The following is a 20,129-nucleotide window of genomic DNA, read 5'->3' as shown; positions in this document are numbered from 1 at the left end:
GACAGTCGGCCGCAGATTCGGCGTCAGTCAACCACAGTCCAGGTGTTTCAGGCCTCGATCATGGCCTGACTCTCGCCCAGCGCGTTCAGATCGTCCATGACGCCGTGACTGGCCGCCGAATGCGCGAGGCGTAGGGCGCTGAGCACTGAGAGGGCACGGCTGCTGCCATGACCGATGACACAGATGCCATTGACCCCCAGGAGCAGGGCGCCCCCGTGTTCGGCATGGTCGAGTCGTTTCTTGATGCGCCTGAGGTTGCTGCGCAGGAAGGCCGATCCCACCTTGCCCCGGCGTCCTCGCGGCAGCTCGGCTCGCAAGACATCCAAAAGCACGCTGCCGACCGATTCCAGGAATTTGAGCAGCACGTTGCCCGTAAAGCCATCGCAGACCACCACATCAAATTCTCCGGACAGCACATCGCGGCCTTCGCAGTTGCCGGCGAAGTTCAGGCGGGTTTCCTTGCTCAGCAGTTCATGGGTGCGCAGGGAGAGCTCGTTTCCCTTGCACTCCTCTTCGCCGATGTTCAGAAGTCCAATGCGAGGGCTGCTCACTTGCAGCACATCGCGGCTGTAGATGTTGCCCAAGAGGGCGAATTGATGCAGATAGGCAGGCTTGCAATCCATGTTCGCCCCCACATCCAGCACCAGCACCGGCTGGCCGGGATCCTTGGTGGGGAACAGGGCTCCGATGGCGGGTCGGTCGATGCCGGCGAGGCGACCCAGTCTGAAGATCGCGGAGGCCATCACCGCGCCTGAATTTCCTGCCGAGTACACGGCTAGGGCCTCACCTTTTTTCACCAGATCCATGGCCACGTTGATGCTGGCGTCGCGTTTGCGACGCACGGCTGTGGCCTCGTCATCCATGCCGATGGAGGCCCCGCTGGGCACCAGTTCGAGCGTGCCTGCCGCGATGGCCCTCTCCAGGGCGCTGCTGAGCTCCATGGCAGCAGCAGCTTGCAGCACCCGATCGGTTTCTCCGACGAAACGAATGCGGAGGGGGAGCCGCTCGATCGCCTCGAGGCATCCTTCGAGGATCGGGCCTGGTGCGTGGTCACCACCCATGCCGTCAACGGCCACCCAGAGCCGATCGCGGTCGTCAATCGTTTGATCGGAACCCTCACCACCACCTTGCAGCCGGCGCAGAGGATCGAAGACCAAAGGCTGCAGCATGCTGCCGGCCATGGATCCGACGGATCCAGCCACGTTGCCCGCGGCGGTACCGGCGGCGCTGGCCGAGGTGGTAGCGGTGTCCACGAGGCTGGTCACCGCTGCGTTGCGTCGATACCAGATCACGAGCCGACGAACGGCACGAGAACGACGTGGTTTGGTCCGGGGCGACGGAGTCGCGGCGGAGTCAGGGTCCTTCGGAGGCAACTGAATCGACGATGCGCTGGAACAGATAGCCGGTTCCCCGGGCCGTAAGGATCAGCTCGGGATTTGCCGGATCGTCTTCCAGTTTGGAGCGAAGCCGGGAGATATGAACATCCACCACCCGAGTATCGACATGTCGCTCAGGGGTGTAGCCCCACACGTCCTTGAGAATTTCTCCTCGGCTGAAGGGTTCGCCGGAGCGACTCACCAGGAGCTCCAGAAGGCTGAACTCCATCCCGGTGAGGCGGATCCGCTCATCAGCGCGAAACACCTGTCGCTTGTTGGTGTCGATGCGCAGATCAGCCACCTGAATGACGCCGGAGTTGGGGATGCCGGCCACCTGGTCCTTGTCAACCCGGCGCAGAACGCAGCGGATCCGAGCCTCCAGTTCCTTGGGGCTGAACGGCTTGACCACGTAGTCGTCAGCACCGAGCTCAAGGCCTGTGATCCGGTCGGCCACATCTCCCAGGGCCGTGAGCATCACGATCGGAACGTCGGATTCCTTGCGCAGCTCCTGGCAGACGCCATAGCCATCCAGCTTCGGCATCATCACGTCGAGCACCACCAGATCTGGCTCGCAATCGCGGAAGCACTCCAGTGCCTCGTTGCCATCGCAGGCCGTCACGACGTTGTAGCCGATCATTGAGAGGCGGGTCTCGAGGATCCGCCGGATGCTTGCCTCGTCATCGACGACGAGGATGGTTTCCTTCCCAGAACCGGTGGCTGTCATAAGGCCAGCAGCCTTTACAAGATCTCGTCACACATAAGTGGATGAGGGTGCCCATCATTCACTCAGCGCCAAGTTTCTTCATCATTCGACGTGCCCAGGCCGGTTTCCCTCTTCGTTTGCCAGAGCTGTGGCGCCCAGACTCGTCAGTTCTTTGGCCGTTGCAACAGCTGCGGCAGCTGGAATTCGTTGGTCGAGCAGGCGGCCCCCCGGGAGGATGGTCGACGTCGCCGGGCCGGTGCGGATCCGTCCACCGCTCCATCGGCCCGCCTCTCGAAAGCGATTGCAGAGCTGGGCGATCAACCGCTTCAGCGCCTCGCTAGCGGTTATGGGGAGCTGGACCGCGTGCTTGGCGGGGGACTTGTGCCGGGATCGTTGGTGCTGGTGGGTGGAGATCCCGGCATTGGTAAAAGCACCCTGCTGCTTCAAAGCGCGGCCTGGATGGCGGGTCGGCGCTCGGTGCTTTATGTCAGTGCCGAGGAGTCTGCGGCTCAAGTGAGGTTGCGCTGGCAGCGCCTTCAGGAAGCATCAAGCCAGGAGGGAGCAAGTCAGGACAAGAGTGCTGAGCTTCAGCTGCTCGCGGAGACGGACCTGGAACTGGTGCTGGAGGAGCTGGAGGCTCTGCAGCCGGAGGTGGCGATCATTGACAGCATCCAGGCCCTCCATGACGCCGATCTGTCCAGCGCCCCAGGGTCGGTGGCCCAGGTGCGGGAGTGCGCCGCTGCCCTGCAACGGCTTGCGAAACGTCAGAACACTGCGCTGTTGCTGGTGGGTCACGTCACCAAGGAAGGGGTGCTTGCTGGTCCCAAGGTGCTTGAGCACTTGGTGGACGCCGTGCTCACCTTTGAAGGGGATCGTTTTGCGAGCCATCGCTTGCTGCGGGCCGTGAAGAATCGCTTCGGGGCCACCCATGAACTCGGTGTCTTCGAGATGCGTGGCCAGGGCCTGGCGGAGGTGGGCAATCCCAGCGCTCTATTTCTGAGTGGGGATCAAGCCAGTGGTGTGTCCACGATCGTGGCCTGTGAAGGAACGCGCCCGCTCGTGGTCGATTTGCAGGCCCTTGTGAGCACGACCAGTTATTCGAGTCCAAGGCGGACCGCCACGGGCATTGCTGTGAATCGACTGCATCAGATCCTGGCGGTTCTTGAGAAGCACATGGGCCTGCCTCTCTCGCGCTACGACTGCTATCTCGCTGTGGCAGGCGGGCTTGAGGTGGAAGAGCCGGCGGCGGATCTGGGGGTGGCTGCAGCGGTGGTCGCCAGCTATCGCGACTTAACCCTGCCGGACGGCACTGTGCTGCTGGGCGAGCTGGGGTTGGGAGGGCAATTGCGCCCCGTGAGCCAGCTGGAACTACGCCTTCAAGAAGCGGTCCGCCTCGGATTCCGCCGGGCTGTTGTGCCAAGGGGCAGTGGCCTCGGGCGCTTGGCTTCAGCGCTTGATCTGGAGCTGCTCGAGGCAGCACGGATCACCGAGGCCCTCGTCATGGCCCTCGGTGTCGATCCGGCAGACGATCGGGCTTGAACGCCTGAGGAACTGGATCAGAAATACACGTCGACGTTGCTTCGGCCGCTCGATTTCAGCCAGTTTTCGATGTCGAGATAGCCACCGGGATTGAGGCGAACCGCCTGGGTCCAAACGTCCGCGGCGCGGTCAAACCAGCCATCGGCTTCATCGCGCCGGCCCTCTTCCTCCGCCATGCGTCCACGTTTTTCGTAGATCAACCCCATGTTCTTGAGGCAGGAGGGTTGTTTGGGGTTTTCATCCAGAGCCTTCTGATAGGTCTCCAGCGCCCGATCCTCCTCGCCGTTGCTCATGTAGATGATCGCCATGTTCTTGAGGGTTTCGCCCCGGTCGATCGGGTTCTCCTCAAGCTTCAGACTCTCCTCGTAGTTCTCCAGAGCTTCGGCGTAATCCCCATCGTTTTGAGCGGAAAGCCCATCGCGGTAATACACGTAGGCCTCTTTGGCCCGAGCATTGATCGGCAACAGCTTCACGATCAGATCGGCCATGACCGTGAAACTCTTGTCGATGAAGTTGTCGTTGCGGTTGCTGCGGGGCACGGCGGGCAGGAAAGTGTCACCATCCTGACCGGAATCGGTCCTGCCTAGCCTGCAACCAAGCCAAGAGTCGCCGTGAATCCGTCTCGTCCTTCTGCTGTGACGACTGCGCTGGTCCTGGATGTGGAGGGCATGAAGTGCGGTGGCTGTGTGCGAGCTGTGGAGCGCACCCTGCTTGACCAGCCCGCCGTGGAGGAGGCCAGTGTCAACCTGGTAACCCGCAGTGCCTGGGTGCGCCTCAGGGAGGATGAAGGGGGGCTCGAGTCGGTGCTGGCCGCCCTGGAGACCCGTGGTTTTCCGGCGCGCTCCCGATCTCAGACCCTTCCAGGCCCTGCGGAGCAGGACCCTGAACGGACTTGGGGTTGGTGGCGCCAGTGGCGTCAGCTGATGGTGGCGTTGATTTTGTTGCTGCTGTCAGTGCTGGGGCATCTGGCGGAGGGTGGACAGCTGCCCTTGCCCCTGCTCGGTGCCCTGCCTTTTCATGCCGCACTAGCCACGGTGGCTGTGTTCGGTCCCGGACGCTCGATCCTTGTGAGCGGTTGGGGTGCTGCCCGTGCAGGCGCCCCCAGCATGGACACGCTGGTGGGTCTTGGGGTGGGCAGTGCCTATCTCGCCAGTGCCGTGGCACTGGTTTGGCCTCAGGTTGGCTGGCCCTGTTTCTTTAACGAGCCGGTGATGCTCCTGGGATTCGTCTTGTTGGGACGCTTCCTCGAGGAGAGAGCACGCCTGCGGACCGGACGGGCTCTGAGGCAACTGGCGGCTCTGCAGCCCGCAGGGGCCCGCCTGCTGATGGAGGACGGTGCCGTTCGGGAGGTTCCCGTTGCTGACCTGCGTCCGGGTGAGCGGGTGCAACTGCTCGCCGGGGATCGCATCCCTGTCGATGGTGTCGTGCTGGAGGGTCACTCGGCCGTGGATGTCTCCAGCCTCACCGGTGAGCCTCTGCCCCTTGAGGCGACCCCTGGTTGTGAGCTCGCTTCCGGATGCCTCAATCTGGAGGCCACGTTGGTGCTGGAGGTCCGTCGGGTTGGCGCCGAAACGGCCCTCGCTCGGATCATTGCGCTGGTGGAACAGGCGCAGGCGCGCAAAGCCCCGATCCAGGGTCTGGCGGATCGGGTGGCGGGCTGGTTCTGCTACGGCGTCGTCGCCCTGGCTCTCTTGACCTTCCTGTTCTGGTGGCAGCTGGGAGCACGCCTCTGGCCCCAGGTGCTCGCCATGCCGATGGCCTTGATGACCGAGGCCAGTGCTGTGCATAGCCATGGCGCCCATGCACCCCTGGGGGCGGGCGCTGAAACGCCCTTGGGTTTGGCGCTTCAGCTCACCATCGCCGTGCTTGTCGTCGCTTGCCCCTGCGCCCTCGGTCTCGCCACCCCCACGGTGATCACCGTCTCCTCAGGCTTAGCCGCGCGGCAGGGCTGGCTGTTTCGGGGAGGGGATGTGATCGAGCTCGCGGCCTCTCTCCAGCAGCTGGTGTTTGACAAGACCGGCACGCTCACCCTCGGCCGCCCGTTGGTGGCATCGGTGCTCGCCTGTGAGGATCCATCCCGGACGCTCCAGCTCGCCGCAAGCCTTGAGCAGTCCAGCCGTCATCCTCTGGCCCATGCGCTGCTGCAGGAGGCCCAGCGTCGTCAGCTGTCCTTGCTGGCGGCTAACTCCAGCCGCACCATCTCCGGTGCGGGGGTCTTGGGGGAACTCGAAGGGGTCAGTGGTGTGCTGCGGGTTGGTGCTCCGGAATGGCTGCAGGCTGAAGGGGTTGGCTGGTCGGAGCGGATGCAGGGGGCTCTGGATCAGGCGATGCAGGCGGGCCAGTCGGTGGTCGCGGTGGCTCTGGATCAGGAACCCCTGGGCTTGGTTGGGATCGATGATCGCCCCCGCCAGGATGCGCTGCTCGCCCTGGGGCGCCTGCGGGATCAGGGGCTCAAGCTGGCGATGCTCAGCGGAGATCGTCGCGGAGCGGTGGAACGGCTTGGTCATCAGCTTGGCTTCCAATCCGATCAGCTCGGTTGGCAGCTGCTGCCTGAGCAGAAATTGCAGCACCTTGAGCAGCTGCGTGCCCTGGGGGCGGTGGCGATGGTCGGCGATGGCATCAATGACGCCCCGGCGCTGGCTGCGGCAGATCTGGGCATTGCCATTGGTACGGGAACTCAGATCGCTCAGGACACGGCTGATCTGGTGTTGCTGGGTGATCGGCTCGAAGCGATTCCCGAGGCACTGGCTTTGGCGCGTCGCACCATGACCAAAATCCGTCAGAACCTTGGCTGGGCCTTTGGTTACAACCTGATCGTGTTGCCCGTGGCCGCTGGGGTCTTGCTGCCGGGTTTCGGCATCCTGCTCTCTCCCCCCCTCGCGGCTCTGCTGATGGCCTTGAGTTCGATCACTGTGGTGCTGAATGCCCTCAGCCTTCGTTTGCCATGACCAGCACCCGTGGGCGACTGCTTGTGCTCGAGGGCATCGATGGATGCGGCAAAACAACCCAGTGGCAGCACCTTGCCGCCTGGCTTCCCACCAGTGGACTGATGCCCCCTGGTGCCCAGCTTGTGCAGACCCGGGAGCCAGGGGGAACAGCCTTGGGGCGAGCTCTGCGCGAACTGTTGTTGCATCCGCCGGAGGCGTGTGAGCCACAGCCGCTGGCCGAATTGCTTCTTTACGCCGCTGATCGGGCTCAGCACGTGGCCCAGTGCATCCAACCGGCGTTGGATCGAGGCGACTGGGTGCTCAGCGATCGATTCACCGGCTCGACCCTGGCTTATCAGGGGTATGGCAGGCAGTTGGATCAGGATCTGATCCGTCAGTTGGCCACCATCGCCACCGGTGGGCTGACCGCCGATCTCACCCTCTGGCTGTCACTGCCGGTAGCGATCAGCTTGCAGCGCCGTGGCGAGCGTCAGGACGATCGCATGGAGGCCGCTGGAGGCGCTTTTTTGGAACGGGTGGCCGCCGGATTTGCTGCTGAGGCGGTCGCGCAGGGATGGGTCACGATCGATGCCAGCCAACCTGCAGCTCAGGTCAGCCTTGATTTGGAATCGACCCTCCGCGATCAGGCGAGGGCTTGGCTCTGATGGTCGCGCTCCAGCAGACGCCATCGCTGTTCAGCGACCTGGTGGGGCAGCCCTTAGCCGTGGCCCTGCTCCAGGCCGCTCTCGAGCGTGATCGCGTGGCTCCGGCTTATCTCTTTAGTGGACCGGAAGGGGTCGGCCGGAAACTGGCGGCGCTGCGTTTTTTAGAGGGGGTCCTGGCCGATGGCCGGAGCGATCAGCGCCAGCGTCGTCGGCTGGAAGCCCGCAATCATCCCGATCTGCTCTGGGTTGAGCCGACTTACTCCCACCAGGGTCGTTTGGTGCCCCGTTCCGAGGCGGAAGAGGCGGGTGTGAGTCGGCGCACGCCGCCCCAGTTACGCTTGGAGCAGATTCGTGCGGTCAGTCGCTTTCTGGCCCGCCAGCCTCTGGAAGCCCGTCGCGGGCTGGTGGTGATCGAGGAGCCGGAGGCTATGGCGGAGTCGGCGGCGAATGCTCTGCTCAAAACCCTGGAGGAACCGGGGCATGGACTGCTCATCCTGCTGTCGTCGGCTCCTGAGCGCCTCTTGAGCACGATCCGCTCCCGTTGCCAGCAGATCCGTTTCATCCGTCTGGGCAGTGACGACATGCGAACGGTCTTGCAAGGGCTGGAAGGGGATGGGCCGCATCGGGGCAGCGCTGCGTTGCAGGAACCAGATCTGTTGGCGCTCGCAGCGGGATCACCTGGCGCCTTACTCCAGCATGAGAGCCAATGGCAGGCCCTGCCTGAAGAACTGCGTACCCGCTTGGAGCAGCCTCCTCAAACTCCAGCGGAAGCCCTCGCCCTCGCCCGGGATCTCAGCGAGTCGTTGAGTGGAGAGCAGCAACTGTGGCTGTTGAGCTGGTGGGAGCAACATCGTTGGCGCCAGCAGCACTGCGAAAGGGAGCTGCAGCGGTTGCAGCGACTGCGCCAGCATCTGCTCGCTTTTGTGCAACCCCGGTTGGCCTGGGAGGTGGCGCTGTTGGATCTTTTGGTGGACGGGGCCTGAAGCGATCAGGCGCTGGCGCGTTTGGACTGATCGAGTTGGTCGCGCTCTTGCCGCGCCTGGGAGAGCACGTCGCCGAGGTCGTCGAGCTGGGCCCCAGTCGGTAACTCGAGGCAGTAACCAGCGCCGTAGACGGTTTTGATGAAGCGGGGCTTGCGGGGATCGGGTTCGAGTTTCGTGCGCAGGTGACGCACGTGCACCCGGATCGTCTCGATGTCGTCATCGGGCTCGTAGCCCCAGACTTCTTTGAGAATCAGCGAGGGGGCCACGGTTTGGCCATGGCGCTGAAGCAGGCAGTGCAGAAGCTCGAATTCGAGGTGGGTGAGACGCACCGGAGTGTCGAACCAAATCGCTTCGAAACGCTCCGGCACCAAGGTGAGCGGACCGTAACTAAGAATTTCTTGATGGGATCCAGTGCCCACGGGTGCCCGGTCGCTTCGACGCAGCAGCGCTTTGATTCGCACCTGCAGTTCTTCGAGGTCAAAGGGCTTGGTCAGGTAGTCGTCTGCACCGGAATTGAAACCGCTGACCTTGTCTTTGGTGCCGCCTAGGGCGGTGAGCATCAGGATCGGGATGCCAGCTGTGCGCTCATCTCGGCGCAGCCTTTGGCAGAGAGTGAGACCATCGACCTTCGGGAGCATCAGATCCAGGAGGATCAAGTCGGGGGTGTACTGCAGGGCGAGGGCCTGGCCTTTGATGCCGTCCTCGGCGCGTTGCACGTCAAAGCCGCTGTGCTCCAGGTGGCCACCCACCAGCTCGCGCATGTCCCTGTCGTCTTCGATCAGCAGGATGCAGGGCTTCATCGGTACTCAGGCGAGGGGAATAGCAGGAGTTGAAACAATCTCTGTGCGGATTCTCCCAAGATTTGTAGGGGGTTGCAGGCCTTGTCGTCGAACCTCCCTATTGGTGTGAAATGGCTAGATATCCAGTGCTGTCAAGGTTTTTTCGCGGTTGCCTGGGCGACAATCCCCTTCCCTCTTCAGGAAGTCTTCCAAATTTCACGGCGTTTGTAACGGGATTTTCCGGTTTGAGAGGAAAATCGGCGGCGGCGGCGGCCATAAAAAAACCGCAGCGTGAAACTGCGGTTTTGTGAATTGAAGCTCCCCGGGCGGGATTCGAACCTGCGACCAATCGATTAACAGTCGACCGCTCTACCGCTGAGCTACCGAGGAATGGGACCCGAAGAACCTACCTCTCAGCCCCGCCGGCCGGCAAGAGGTTGAAGTTTGCGGCGTAGTTGCGGCCCCGGGCACCAGGCTCCGATTCGGCCTTTCTCCATCCGTGCGGCTCCATCGGCGTGGTCCAGTTCGTCAAGGCGATGCGTCACCCAGAGGGCGGTTAGGGGGTTGGTGGAGCGATGGCACAGCTGCTGCACTGTCGCCAACACCGTTTGCTGGCTGGCCGGGTCTAGGAGGGCCGTGGGCTCATCAAGCAGCAAAAGGCTGGCTTCGCTGGCCAGGGCGCCCGCAATCGCTAGCCGTTGCTTCTGGCCGCCGCTGAGGGTGTGGATCGGCCTCGAGGCCATCCCGGCCAGCCCGACTTGCTCAAGCACTTGGTTGACGCGCTGCTGGCGCTGCTCAGGGGCAAGGGACTCGGGGAGACTGAGGCGCAGTTCGCTGCCGCAGCTGGGAAGTAACAGCTGATGGTCTGGATTCTGGAAAACCAGGGCCGGGCGCAGCCGGTTGACCAGCGTGCCCTGCTGGGGATGGATGAGGCCTGCAATCAGTCGGAACAGCGTGCTCTTGCCGCTGCCATTGCTGCCCACAAGCATCCAAAGGCCGGGGCCTGGCAGGTTGAGATTGCAGTGATCCAGAGCCTTGCTACCGCAGGGCCAGCCGAAACTGACCCTCTCGAGCTTCAGCCCTCCGGGCTCAGCCATCAAAGGCGAAGCCTGGACGCTTGCTGCCACCGGTGGCAGCAGCCTTCTCATAGATCTGCACGGCCAGGACGTCGCTGATCAGCACGCTGATGCGCTTGCCTTCCACTTTCTCGCAGGTCAGTTCGAGCATTCTCGGTTGCCCCTGCTCCAGGCTTTGTCGGATCTGTTGATAGAGGGTTTCGGCATCGCCGTGCTCCTTGCGCTGCACCGAGACCGGCATCGGGCTCATTCGGAGGGCCAGTTCAACGACGTACACGGCGGCAGAAACTTAGTGATCGCATTCTTGCGAATCAGGCGCTCGCCCGGACGCGTGGGCATTTCTACTCATCTGTGAACGACGCCCTCTGGGTTCGGCCCACAAAAACCGCTGCGCCCCCTAGGCTCGCTTCGTAAAGCTTCATGAAGCTCTCCTCATGACGATCGCTGTAGGACGCGCGCCACAGCGGGGATGGTTCGACGTCCTCGATGACTGGCTCAAGCGCGACCGCTTCGTTTTTGTCGGCTGGTCCGGCATCCTGCTCTTCCCCACGGCCTATCTGGCCATCGGTGGTTGGCTCACCGGCACCACCTTTGTCACCTCCTGGTACACCCACGGCATCGCCTCCTCGTACCTGGAAGGTTGCAACTTCCTCACCGCTGCTGTGTCCACCCCCGCTGATGCGATGGGTCACAGCCTCCTGCTGCTCTGGGGCCCTGAGGCCCAGGGTGACTTCGTGCGCTGGTGTCAGCTCGGCGGCCTTTGGGCCTTCGTGGCTCTCCACGGTGCCTTCGCGCTGATCGGCTTCATGCTCCGTCAGTTCGAGATCGCTCGTCTCGTTGGCATCCGCCCTTACAACGCCATCGCCTTCTCCGGCCCGATTGCGGTGTTCGTCAGCGTCTTCCTGATGTACCCCCTCGGCCAGAGCAGCTGGTTCTTCGCTCCCTCCTTCGGTGTGGCAGCGATCTTCCGCTTCCTGCTCTTCCTTCAGGGCTTCCACAACTGGACCCTGAACCCCTTCCACATGATGGGCGTGGCTGGCATCCTCGGCGGTGCTCTGCTCTGTGCCATCCACGGCGCCACCGTGGAGAACACCCTGTTTGAGGACGGCGAGCAGTCGAACACCTTCAAGGCGTTCGAACCGACCCAGGAAGAAGAGACCTATTCGATGGTCACTGCCAACCGCTTCTGGAGCCAGATCTTCGGGATCGCTTTCTCCAACAAGCGCTGGCTGCACTTCTTCATGCTGTTTGTGCCTGTGATGGGCCTGTGGACCAGCTCCATCGGCATCATCGGCCTGGCCCTCAACCTGCGCGCCTACGACTTCGTGTCGCAGGAGATCCGCGCTGCAGAAGATCCCGAATTCGAGACCTTCTACACCAAGAACATCCTTCTCAATGAAGGTCTGCGTGCCTGGATGGCACCGGCTGACCAGCCGCACGAAAACTTCGTCTTCCCTGAAGAGGTTCTGCCCCGCGGCAACGCTCTCTGATTCAAAGCACGTTGTCTTTCAGAAAGTCTCCCCGAAAGGGGAGGCTTTTTTTGGCTTATCAATGTCAGGGATTCAGCGATTGAGAGAACTGTTCGAAATCCCTTTGTGCTGATGAATTCCCTTGGTTCTGGCGTTGCAACAGAACAACGTTGTCTTCGAAGGCAACAACGCCATACCCCTGTTCTGAAAGCTCATTGAGCTTTCGGAGATTGCGCTTCAGTCCGTTGCGCTGTTTGCGAAACGTCTGAAACAGGTATTGGTTGTGGAGATCAGCCGCAACCCACTCCACCTGAACTTGTTGGCCGACCCGATTCTGATAACGGTTGTGGTAAGGAAAGCGGATCAGCACCTCTCGATTGGCCAAGTGAGGGATCAGGCCTGTGGTGGCCGCAACACTGCTGCTGTCTGGGATGGTCTGGATCAGCGCAAGGGCTCTTTGCCCATGGCGAAACTGGGCTATTGGATCCCGGTAGATCCAAGGTTGGATGCTGTCTGGAATCATCCAGGACAGGCTTTGGTTGGGATTGGCCGTCACGGTGAAGAAACAGGACAGGGCGATGGCTCCAGCCCAGATCCGTCGGAGGCGGCGAGATTCGAAAAGCGCCTGACGGCTACGCCACCAGAGCACGGCTCCAGCAAACAGCCCCGGCACCACCAGATAGGTGTAACGGATGCTGATAGAAAGCGGATTGTTAAAGCCCTGAGCCAGGAGCAACCCCAGCAGGGGAAGCCCCATCAGCAGCCAGCTGTCGATCGAGATGAAGGGCACCAGGATCAGCGGTAGGCCCTGGGCCAGTAAGTAGGTGATGGTGTTGCCCGGTGGTGACACCACTTCGCGCAGCAGAACCAGGGGCTGGCGCAGCACCTGCCCAAGCACCTCCAGGCTGCTGGCCTGGTCACGGCCTTCGAGGTATTGCCCGAAGTTTTCCACCATGAACCGCTGGGCGTTGTCTGCGCTGAACAACGGCATCAGAACGTTGGTGGACAGGGCTACCCATCCGCCACCGAACAGAATCAATGTCACCGCCATCGGCCAGCGCCCCCTACGGCGCAGACCCAGCCAGATCCCAATTCCCATCAGTACAACGCCGGTGTCCTCCCGAATCAGGGGAATGGCCAGAGCGGCTGCCCATATGAGCCAGCGCTGCTGGCGCTCCAGCCCCAGGAGCAGCAGAAATACACATAACGGCAGCTGACTGAGATCGGTGAAGTTGCTGAGCATGCAGGGCGCGATCACTGCATTGGCGCCGTAGAACGCGATCGTGACCATGGCCGCCAGGTCGGGCTTGAGCTGCCGTTGCGCCAACCGGTGCAGCACCAGCCCAGCTGCGGTGATCAGCACCACCTGCAGCATCGGCAGGGCCCATTTGCCTAGCAGCCCCACCAGCGGAATCCACAACGCCAGGATTGGGGTGAAGTGCTGCCCGAGCCGGTGGTAACCGAGGGCGGGCAGCTCACTGCTGTGGATCACGTTGGTGGACAGCTGTGACGAGAGCGTGCTCTCGAAGGGGTGCCCCCGCAGGCCGTTCCAGAGCACTTGCATCAAGATGCCCTGGTCCATGGACGCTGTGAGGGTCTGCATTCGCCACCACTGCAACGCGCATCCGATCAGTAGGAACAGTGCTGCAGCCAGACGTACGCGCCGCTTCGCAGACTCAGCTGTGCGGGGGGGTGAGGTCTGAAGCGTGGTCATGGAGTTGTTCAGCGTGCTCAGGTTCCGATGATCTGCAGAGGGTCAGGCCCGAGGGCCAATCCCGGCAGCGCCATGCATCGAGGCCAGCCTGATCGATCAGCCGTTGTTGCACCTTTCTTGTGGAGCCCCAGCCAGGGTCGGTCGGGTTCAGCAGCAGCACCGTCCAGGCTTGGTCGTTGAGCTCACGGTTGAGGGAGGCTCTTGGGAAGGCGATCCGGCGGCGCTGGCTGACGTGCGGCACCAGGTAGCTGGTGGTCAACACGGCATCGTCGGCTTTCACTTGCGCGATTGCCGCTCGGGCGTCCTGCAAAACGTTGAGCCGTTCCAGGTAAGGACCGGTGAAAAACCAGGGTTTGGCCAGCGCCAACCAGCAGATCACGGCCCAGGTAAGGGCCCAGGGAAAGGGGTGGGACGCTTCGGCTTTCCTGGACTTGAGGCCATCGATGGCGGCCACCACCGCCACCACCGCGAGGGGAAGGCTGTAGTGGTGGATCAGGGTGCGGTAACTGGGCGATGCCGACAGCAGGTTAGTGAGCAACAGCGGCACGGCGATCAGCAGGGTGGGCAGGGAGCGCCGTCGCCAGAGCCAGAGACAGGGCAAAGTCAGCAGCAGCAGATAGAGGGCTCCGCCGCTCCAGTCGATGCTCTGCAGCACATTCCCCAACGAATCGGTTAAGTAAGCAAAGTTTTTGGTTGCTTTTGGCCCCTCGCCATCGCGAAGCAGGGGGTACAGCCAGCGGCTCAACATCAGCAACCAGAGGCCTGACAGTGCTGCCGCGCTCGCACTCCACCGCCAGCGCCGGCGCCAGGCCAGGTCTAGCGCCATCCCCGCCGTGATCAGCACTAGGCCATCGCGAGCGCCCAGCATTAGCAGCAGCAGCGCCAGCCAGAGTCGGGGCCGTTCAGCGCGTTCCGCCCAGAGGGCGAGGGCAAAGGCCGGCATCACCCAGGTTTCCGGATGCATATCAAACAAGCTGGCGTTGAATACCACCGGCTGCAGCCACCAGAGGCCGCAGGCGAGCCAGCAGCGTTGCCGCGACAATGCTGCCTGATTCGCGAGCATCCAGATCGGCACCGCCGTCAGCCCCAACGCCAGGGCCTGGCTGGCCAGCAGCCAATGAACCGAGGGCAGCAGGGCATAGGCGGCGCCGGCGGCATAGAGCAGCCAGGCGCCGTGGTCGGCCAGCACATGCACGTCTTCCATCGACGAGATTGGGGCGTGCCCTGTGCCGATCAGCCAGGCCCATTGATCAAAAAGGCCGAGGTCGTAGGCGTTGCTTTGCAGCAGCCAGTGGCGCAGGGCTGAAGCTCCCCAGGCGAGCAGGCCGAGCAGCACAGACCAGAGCCAGAGCGCGGCGGGAGGCGGCGCCGGAGCGCGATACGGCGGTGGTTGGTTCATGGCTGTGGCTTTTCAAGGTGTTGCGGGGCAATGCCAGAGGGCCCAGTCTCTCTCCTGAGCGGCGCTGACCTTCTCGCACTCATGTTCCTGCTGCCGACTCACCCGCCAGTGCTCATTGGCGTCTGTGTCGTTGGAATGAAGCAATTCCTGGCCGGCATACCAGCCCAGCGAAGGTCGGGTTGGGCCTTTGAGAATGACCACGGCATCCTCGGGGAGCTGGCGGATCAGACCAGCGATGGGCCTGGGGTCCCAGCTTTCGTTCAGCTCCCAGAGCCAGAGCTGGCTCTGCCAGAGCATCAGCAGGGCCAGCCCCCAGCCCACCAGCACGGCCACCAGGCCGCGATGACGCGAGCGGAGTGAGGTGCCGCGCAGGCCAGTGCCACCGATCAGCAGCCCGAGCCCGGCAAGCAGGAGGGCGGCGATCGGCAGCTGGTTGGTTGCAGCAAACAAGCTGGTCAACCCAGCCAGCACAAGGCTGACTACACCGAGAAGTTGGAACCCCCAGCTCAGCCAGCGTGGCTTGCCCGTCTGCAGCAGCTGGGCCAGGCCCTCGCCGCAGAGCAGGGCGATCGGAGGCCAGAGAAGATGGCTGTACCAAGGCAGCTGGGTGCGCAGGGGGAGCACAACGGCGGCACTGCCGATCAGCAGTCCCAGTTCCCAGCGACCGCTGCTCTGCTGCCGGTGGCGCCAGGCCCATGCCAATCCGGTGGGCAGCAGCAGCAACCAGGGCCAGCCACCCTCGAGCACTTCGGTGATCGGCATCACCCAGGCGCCTTGGTTCTCTCCTACCACCTCGGTGATCCGTCCCAGACCCTGGCCGCCCCACATCACCAGAGCATCGGCACCCCGCTGGTGCAGATGCCAGCCATGCCATCCGATCCCTGGCAGCAGACCAAGGCCGAACCAGCTGAGTGCCGGGGTGCGCCAGGGCCACCGTTCCCAGAGGCTGATCGCCAGCGCGATCAGGAGAAATCCCAGCAGCGCCGGCGGCTTGAGCAGCAGAATGCCGCTGCCTCCCAGCCCCGCCAGCAGGGCATGCCAATGGGTTGTTCTGCTGGTGACCCAGCCGCTCCATAGCAGCAGGGAGCAACTCACGAGGGTGCCATCCAGCATCGCCAGCCGACCGTGGCGCGCCATCGGCAGCAGGGTCATCAGGATCAGCGCCGCCATCAGGGCTCGGCGATCTCGCTGGCGGCGTGCGTCCGGGGTTGCAGGTGTCGGATTCAGGCCGCAGCGCAGCCAGTAGATCAGGGGCACGGCGAGGCTTGAGAGCAGGCATGGCACCAGTCGCACCACCCAGTCGGCCTCTCCGAAGTTGTCGACAGCCCCGCCGATCAGCCAATGCAAGCCCGGTGGTTTGTTGAGGTACGCCCCACCCCACTTGTAGGCAATCAATCCATCAAGAGGATGATGTCCTTCAACCACTTGATGCCAAGTGGATCGGGCCACAGTGGCCACCAGGCCCTCATCCCAGTCTCGGAGGGGCAGATTCCCAAGCCAGGGAAGCCAGAGCAGCAGGGTGAGGGTCCACAGCAAGAGCGGTGTGAAGGCAGCCCTGCGTCCCGGAACGACACCAGTTCCGTTATGGTTCAAACGTCAAGATCGCAGTGATGTGAGGCCATCCTCGACCTTCCGAGGCGATGTTGGCTTCGAAAGCAACACCGGCGTTCATCAATCCATTCAGGAGGAGGTGTCCATGATTCCCAGTTCTTTGATTCAGGGTCTGCTGATCGCGGAGAACGCCGACTGACGGCACCTTCTGACTGATCAATCGGTTCCGCGACAGAGCGGACCCGGCGAGAGCCCCCGGCCGGTCTTCCGGTCGGGGGCATCGTTTTAGAAAGGCATCACCGGTTGCGGGGATCTCTCGGTAAGGGCCTTTGGAGACGATCACTCACGGCTTTATGCAGGTTTGATTGGATGGCTCCATCGCGTTGCAGCACAACAACACCATCCTTGAGGGCTTGCACTTTGAAGGTGTCGAGTTGCTGGGGCAGGTCTTCTCGGATGCGTTGAAGAGCTTTCCAGTCCCCCCGGAAGGCAACCGCGTAGCGCTCTAGCCAGTCGAGATCGATGGCGATCCAGTCAACGGAGCGCTCCACTTGATGTCTGTCGATATAGCTGGTGTTGTAGGGGTAACGCACCGCAACTTCCCTGCGTGCTAGCAGGGGCACCAGATTGGTGTTGGCGCTCACGCTTGCATCCGCCGGGATCATGCTCAAGACCTCCCTGGCTGCTTGTCCGTGTCGCCATTGCGCCAGCGGAGTGCTGTACACCCAAGGCTGAACGCTGTCGGGGATCAGAAAGGACAGGCTGCGATGGGGATTGCTGCTGATGGTGAGCACGAGCGAGAGGGCAAGAGCTGCTCCCCAGGCCAGGCGCGTCCGCGGGCCGGGTGGGGCGACGGACCTGCGCTGCCACCAGAACACCGTGCCCAGGCTGAATCCCGGCACCACAAGGAGTGTGTAGCGGATCGTGATCGACAGAGGGTCGTTGCTGCCCTGGGCTAGGAAAAGCCCAAGCAGGCTCGGCCCCGCTAACACCCAGGCATCGAGGCTGATCAGGGGCACAAACAAAAAGGGGAGGGCGTGGCCGAGGAGATAAAGAATCGTCTGCCCAGGAGGGTCGATCAGCTCCTTGAGAAGGGTCAAAGGCTGACCGAGGGCCTGTCGCACCATGCTCAGGCTGCTCGCCCCATCGGCTTTGTCTGCCGTGAGGTATTGGCCAAAGTTCTCGACCATGAAGCGCTTGCTGTTGTCGTCGGAAAACAGGGGCATGATCTGACTGGTCACCAGCAGCATCCAGCCGCCGCCCCAGGCGATGAGCGCAATGGCCAGTGGCCAGCGGACCCTTTCTCGCAGCAGCATCCAGAGCCCTACGGCCACCAGGAGGATGCCGGTGTCTTCCCGGATCAGTGGGATCAGCAGCGCCGCCGTGAGGATCAGCCAGGACCGTCGCTCGAGCAGGCCGAGCATCAGTGCGAACACCGCGAAGGGAAGCTGGCAGAGATCAGTGAAATTCCCCAGAGTTGGTCCCACTAGGGCATTGCCGCAGAAAAAGCCGTAAGTGATCCAGTTGGCGGTGCGGATGGGGAGGCCGCTGCTGGCGAGCCTGTGCAGCAGCAGACCGGCAGCGGCGATTAGCGTCACCTGAACCAGGGGTAGAGCTGCAGCGCCAATCAGTGCCAGCAGGGGGGCCCAGAGCAGGAGTGTGGGGGTGAAGTGTTGTCCGAGGCGGGCATAGCCAAGAGCTGGCGCTTCGCCGCCATGGATCACGTTGGTGGAGAGCTGTGAGGAAAGGGTGCTTTCGAAGGGATGGCCCCGGAGGCTGTTCCAGAGCACCTGTTGGAAGATTCCCTGGTCGTAGCTGGCCAACAGCACGTGGGAGCGCCAGGCTTGAAGCCCAAGGCCGATGACCCAAAAGAGAAGAGCAGCGATCAGCGCTTCGCGCGAAAAGCCCATGAACGTTCTCGGCGAGCGCTGGTCTGAACGCACGGACAGGTCCCTGGGCGGAGTTAACACCGATTCTGGAGTGTTGCCGCGGGGCGGGAATTTGGTAACAGCAATAACGCTTTTCCCTTGTTTTAGTTACGGCTGTTACCAGTCGTTGTGCAAGCTGGCACAGGTCAGGTTGGTTATTGGCAGGTAAAGAACGACCTTATTGATTGGCGCACTGCGCTTTTCCTGTGTGAGGAACTCCATGAAACTCTTCCAGCAACTGCTGGTGGCACCTGCTGCCCTGGGCCTTCTGGCTCCTGTGGCTGCGTCTGCCGCTGAGCTGAACATCAACGGTGTGTCTGACTACGCCGCTTCTAGCGAGCAGGTCACCAGCATCTCCCAGTTCTCTGACGTCTACCCGACCGACTGGGCTTATCAAGCTCTGAACAATCTGATCGAGCGCTACGGCTGCGTCGCCGGTTACCCCAACGGCACTTACCGCGGCAACCGCGCCATGACCCGCTTCGAGGCGGCTGCTCTGCTGAACGCCTGTCTCGACCGCGTCACTGAAGTGACCGACGAGCTCAAGCGCCTGATGGCCGAGTTCGAGAAGGAACTCGCCATCCTCAAGGGCCGCGTGGACGGTCTCGAGGCTCGTGTGGGTGAGCTGGAAGCGACCCAGTTCTCCACCACCACCAAGCTGAAGGGCAAGACCACCTTCGTGATCGGTGCCAATAGCTTCGGCGGTGACGCCACTGTGGTTGGTCAGTTTGGTATCGGCACCGCGGGCGACTCCAGCCCCTTCTCACCGTTCTTCGGAATCCCTGAGAACCAAAAGATGGCCAACACCGCCAATCAAAACCTTGGCGCTGCTGTCTTCAACTATGACCAGCAACTGGAACTGCTCACCAGCTTCACCGGTAAGGATCTGCTGAAAGCTCGCCTGCGCACAGGCAACTTCCAGAACAGCGCCTTCGGCTTTAACGCTTCCACTGGTATTGCTAGCCCCTTCGGTGGTACTTACACCACCGCCTCTGGCATGGAAGCAGCCTTTGAAGAGCCGACCGGGCGTAATGGCATTTCGATCGATCGACTCTTCTATCAGTTCCCCCTCGGCAGTGATTTCACCGTCACCGCTGGTGGTGTTGTCCGTCAGGACGACATGTTGGCGGTGTGGCCGAGCGCTTACCCGACTGACACCGTTCTCGACTTCTTCACCTATGCCGGTGCTCCTGGTGCCTACAATCTGAACCTCGGTTCCGGTGCTGGCATCTGGTGGCAGAAAGATGCCTTCAGCGTCAGTGCTAACTACGTGTCGGCCAACGGCAATACCAGTAATTCCACCGCGGGTGGCATCGCAACGGATTCTGCCTCAGGCACTGGAACCGTTCAGATCGCCTATGCCAAGGACAGCTGGGGCCTGGCAGCTGCCTACAACTACAGCTCTCTGAACAAGGGCAACATGTACCAGGGAACGGCAACGCCCCTGGCCACTCAGGTGGGAACCCTCGGCAACACCAATTCCGTGGGTATCAGCGCCTGGTGGACTCCCGAGAACTCCGGTTGGGTTCCCTCCGTTTCTCTTGGTTGGGGTCTGAACTCCACCAGTGGTGCTGATGGCAAAACGCTCTCCGGTTATGAGTTCGACTCAGCTACGACCCAGTCCTGGTATGTGGGTCTGCAGTGGGCCGATGTGTTCCTGAAGGGCAACGCGGCCGGTATGGCTGTGGGTCAGCAGGGCTTCGTGACCGCCCTGGACCTCTCCGGCAGCGGAACAGGCCTGGGAACAGCCTCGCAAGCTGAGGACACCCTGGTCCGCGACGGCCAGTACGCCTGGGAATGGTGGTACATGTTCCAGGTCACCGACAACATCTCGGTCACTCCTGCGATCTTCTACCTGAGCCGTCCTCTTGGTGCGGCCACCCAGGGCGAGACCTTCAATCAGTTCGGCGGTCTTGTGAAGACCACCTTCAAGTTCTGATCGTTCGGATCGATCCATCAGCTTGCGCAAAAGCGGAGCTGATCAGCACCCCGGCCATTGGCCGGGGTTTTTTGTTGGTAG

General features: G+C 62.4%; 17 protein-coding genes and 1 tRNA gene. 7 read left to right on the top strand and 11 right to left on the bottom strand.

Annotated features, from left to right (window positions below; translation table 11 throughout):
- Positions 1–47: 47 nt before the first annotated feature.
- Both plsX and rpaB read right to left on the bottom strand, forming a co-directional pair.
- Positions 48–1,373 carry a phosphate acyltransferase PlsX gene (gene plsX, locus CWE17_RS02910; RefSeq protein WP_131454878.1) on the bottom strand — a complete coding sequence of 442 codons (1,326 nt, stop codon included), beginning with the start codon at positions 1,371–1,373 and terminating at the stop codon, positions 48–50.
- Positions 1,354–2,100 carry a response regulator transcription factor RpaB gene (gene rpaB, locus CWE17_RS02905; RefSeq protein WP_131454877.1) on the bottom strand — a complete coding sequence of 249 codons (747 nt, stop codon included), beginning with the start codon at positions 2,098–2,100 and terminating at the stop codon, positions 1,354–1,356. Before rpaB ends, plsX begins: the two co-directional genes overlap by 20 nt.
- Positions 2,101–2,190: 90 nt before the next feature.
- Between rpaB and radA the strand changes: the two genes are divergently transcribed.
- Positions 2,191–3,618, top strand: a complete 1,428-nt coding sequence (gene radA, locus CWE17_RS02900; RefSeq protein ID WP_131454876.1) for a DNA repair protein RadA — start codon at positions 2,191–2,193, stop codon at positions 3,616–3,618.
- A gap of 17 nt (positions 3,619–3,635) precedes the next feature.
- Here the strand turns inward: radA and CWE17_RS02895 are convergent, their stop codons facing one another.
- Positions 3,636–4,157, bottom strand: coding sequence for a photosystem I assembly protein Ycf3 (locus CWE17_RS02895; RefSeq protein ID WP_131454875.1), 522 nt, complete (start codon positions 4,155–4,157; stop codon positions 3,636–3,638).
- Positions 4,158–4,229: 72 nt separating this feature from the next.
- Between CWE17_RS02895 and CWE17_RS02890 the strand changes: the two genes are divergently transcribed.
- Genes CWE17_RS02890 through CWE17_RS02880 form a run of 3 tightly spaced genes read left to right on the top strand, consistent with a single transcriptional unit; the run spans position 4,230 to position 8,193 of the window.
- On the top strand, positions 4,230–6,566 hold the full coding sequence (locus CWE17_RS02890) for a cation-translocating P-type ATPase (RefSeq protein WP_255417761.1): 2,337 nt from the start codon (positions 4,230–4,232) through the stop codon (positions 6,564–6,566).
- Positions 6,563–7,210, top strand: a complete 648-nt coding sequence (tmk, locus tag CWE17_RS02885) for a dTMP kinase (protein ID WP_131454874.1) — start codon at positions 6,563–6,565, stop codon at positions 7,208–7,210. Before CWE17_RS02890 ends, tmk begins: the two co-directional genes overlap by 4 nt.
- Positions 7,210–8,193 (top strand): DNA polymerase III subunit delta', encoded by a 984-nt coding sequence (locus tag CWE17_RS02880; protein WP_131455197.1) that lies wholly within the window; start codon positions 7,210–7,212, stop codon positions 8,191–8,193. Before tmk ends, CWE17_RS02880 begins: the two co-directional genes overlap by 1 nt.
- A gap of 5 nt (positions 8,194–8,198) precedes the next feature.
- On the opposite strand, the gene CWE17_RS02875 is transcribed toward CWE17_RS02880, so the two are convergent.
- From CWE17_RS02875 to CWE17_RS02860, 4 genes are all read right to left on the bottom strand, one after another.
- Positions 8,199–8,993: a response regulator transcription factor gene (locus CWE17_RS02875; RefSeq protein WP_131454873.1), complete on the bottom strand. Its 795-nt coding sequence runs from the start codon at positions 8,991–8,993 to the stop codon at positions 8,199–8,201.
- A 297-nt stretch (positions 8,994–9,290) separates the two neighbouring features.
- A tRNA-Asn gene (locus tag CWE17_RS02870) sits at positions 9,291–9,362 on the bottom strand.
- A 23-nt stretch (positions 9,363–9,385) separates the two neighbouring features.
- On the bottom strand, positions 9,386–10,069 hold the full coding sequence (locus CWE17_RS02865) for an ABC transporter ATP-binding protein (protein WP_131454872.1): 684 nt from the start codon (positions 10,067–10,069) through the stop codon (positions 9,386–9,388).
- Positions 10,062–10,325 (bottom strand): hypothetical protein, encoded by a 264-nt coding sequence (locus CWE17_RS02860; RefSeq protein WP_131454871.1) that lies wholly within the window; start codon positions 10,323–10,325, stop codon positions 10,062–10,064. Before CWE17_RS02860 ends, CWE17_RS02865 begins: the two co-directional genes overlap by 8 nt.
- 157 nt (positions 10,326–10,482) lie before the next feature.
- On the opposite strand from CWE17_RS02860, the gene psbD reads away from it, so the two are divergent.
- Positions 10,483–11,538, top strand: coding sequence for a photosystem II D2 protein (photosystem q(a) protein) (psbD, locus tag CWE17_RS02855; RefSeq protein ID WP_007100314.1), 1,056 nt, complete (start codon positions 10,483–10,485; stop codon positions 11,536–11,538).
- A 64-nt stretch (positions 11,539–11,602) separates the two neighbouring features.
- On the opposite strand, the gene CWE17_RS02850 is transcribed toward psbD, so the two are convergent.
- The 3 genes from CWE17_RS02850 to CWE17_RS02840 are packed head-to-tail and all read right to left on the bottom strand — an operon-like array spanning position 11,603 to position 16,223.
- Positions 11,603–13,231, bottom strand: a complete 1,629-nt coding sequence (locus tag CWE17_RS02850; protein ID WP_131454870.1) for a DUF2079 domain-containing protein — start codon at positions 13,229–13,231, stop codon at positions 11,603–11,605.
- Positions 13,194–14,630, bottom strand: a complete 1,437-nt coding sequence (locus tag CWE17_RS02845) for a DUF2079 domain-containing protein (RefSeq protein WP_164498736.1) — start codon at positions 14,628–14,630, stop codon at positions 13,194–13,196. The genes CWE17_RS02850 and CWE17_RS02845 overlap by 38 nt, the downstream gene beginning before the upstream one ends.
- A 12-nt stretch (positions 14,631–14,642) precedes the next feature.
- Positions 14,643–16,223, bottom strand: coding sequence for a glycosyltransferase family 39 protein (locus CWE17_RS02840; protein ID WP_131454869.1), 1,581 nt, complete (start codon positions 16,221–16,223; stop codon positions 14,643–14,645).
- A 19-nt stretch (positions 16,224–16,242) separates the two neighbouring features.
- Between CWE17_RS02840 and CWE17_RS12195 the strand changes: the two genes are divergently transcribed.
- Complete coding sequence (locus tag CWE17_RS12195; protein ID WP_164498735.1) at positions 16,243–16,380, top strand: hypothetical protein; 138 nt, start codon at positions 16,243–16,245, stop codon at positions 16,378–16,380.
- Between the two features lie 97 nt (positions 16,381–16,477).
- Here the strand turns inward: CWE17_RS12195 and CWE17_RS02835 are convergent, their stop codons facing one another.
- A complete protein-coding gene (locus tag CWE17_RS02835) occupies positions 16,478–18,091 on the bottom strand; it encodes a DUF2079 domain-containing protein (protein ID WP_131454868.1) in 1,614 nt (537 codons plus the stop codon).
- Positions 18,092–18,329: 238 nt separating this feature from the next.
- Here CWE17_RS02835 and CWE17_RS02830 point away from each other — a divergent pair, with 238 nt between their 5' ends.
- Positions 18,330–20,048: an iron uptake porin gene (locus CWE17_RS02830; protein ID WP_131454867.1), complete on the top strand. Its 1,719-nt coding sequence runs from the start codon at positions 18,330–18,332 to the stop codon at positions 20,046–20,048.
- Positions 20,049–20,129 lie beyond the last annotated feature (81 nt).

The organism is Synechococcus sp. BS56D (assembly GCF_004332405.1).
Lineage (GTDB): Bacteria > Cyanobacteriota > Cyanobacteriia > PCC-6307 > Cyanobiaceae > Synechococcus_C.
The sequence above is the reverse complement of the archived record's forward strand: the minus strand, read 5'-3'. Positions and strand labels throughout refer to the sequence as shown.

What these genes read in the sequence shown, in the direction of transcription:
- CWE17_RS02835 (WP_131454868.1), bottom strand. Translation starts at nt 18,091, where the DNA reads ATGGGCTTTTCGCGCGAAGCGCTGATCGCTGCTCTTCTCTTTTGGGTC.
- CWE17_RS02865 (WP_131454872.1), bottom strand. Translation starts at nt 10,069, where the DNA reads ATGGCTGAGCCCGGAGGGCTGAAGCTCGAGAGGGTCAGTTTCGGCTGG.
- CWE17_RS02850 (WP_131454870.1), bottom strand. Translation starts at nt 13,231, where the DNA reads ATGACCACGCTTCAGACCTCACCCCCCCGCACAGCTGAGTCTGCGAAG.
- CWE17_RS02880 (WP_131455197.1), top strand. Translation starts at nt 7,210, where the DNA reads ATGGTCGCGCTCCAGCAGACGCCATCGCTGTTCAGCGACCTGGTGGGG.
- tmk (WP_131454874.1), top strand. Translation starts at nt 6,563, where the DNA reads ATGACCAGCACCCGTGGGCGACTGCTTGTGCTCGAGGGCATCGATGGA.
- CWE17_RS02875 (WP_131454873.1), bottom strand. Translation starts at nt 8,993, where the DNA reads ATGAAGCCCTGCATCCTGCTGATCGAAGACGACAGGGACATGCGCGAG.
- CWE17_RS02845 (WP_164498736.1), bottom strand. Translation starts at nt 14,630, where the DNA reads ATGAACCAACCACCGCCGTATCGCGCTCCGGCGCCGCCTCCCGCCGCG.
- CWE17_RS02830 (WP_131454867.1), top strand. Translation starts at nt 18,330, where the DNA reads ATGAAACTCTTCCAGCAACTGCTGGTGGCACCTGCTGCCCTGGGCCTT.
- rpaB (WP_131454877.1), bottom strand. Translation starts at nt 2,100, where the DNA reads ATGACAGCCACCGGTTCTGGGAAGGAAACCATCCTCGTCGTCGATGAC.
- psbD (WP_007100314.1), top strand. Translation starts at nt 10,483, where the DNA reads ATGACGATCGCTGTAGGACGCGCGCCACAGCGGGGATGGTTCGACGTC.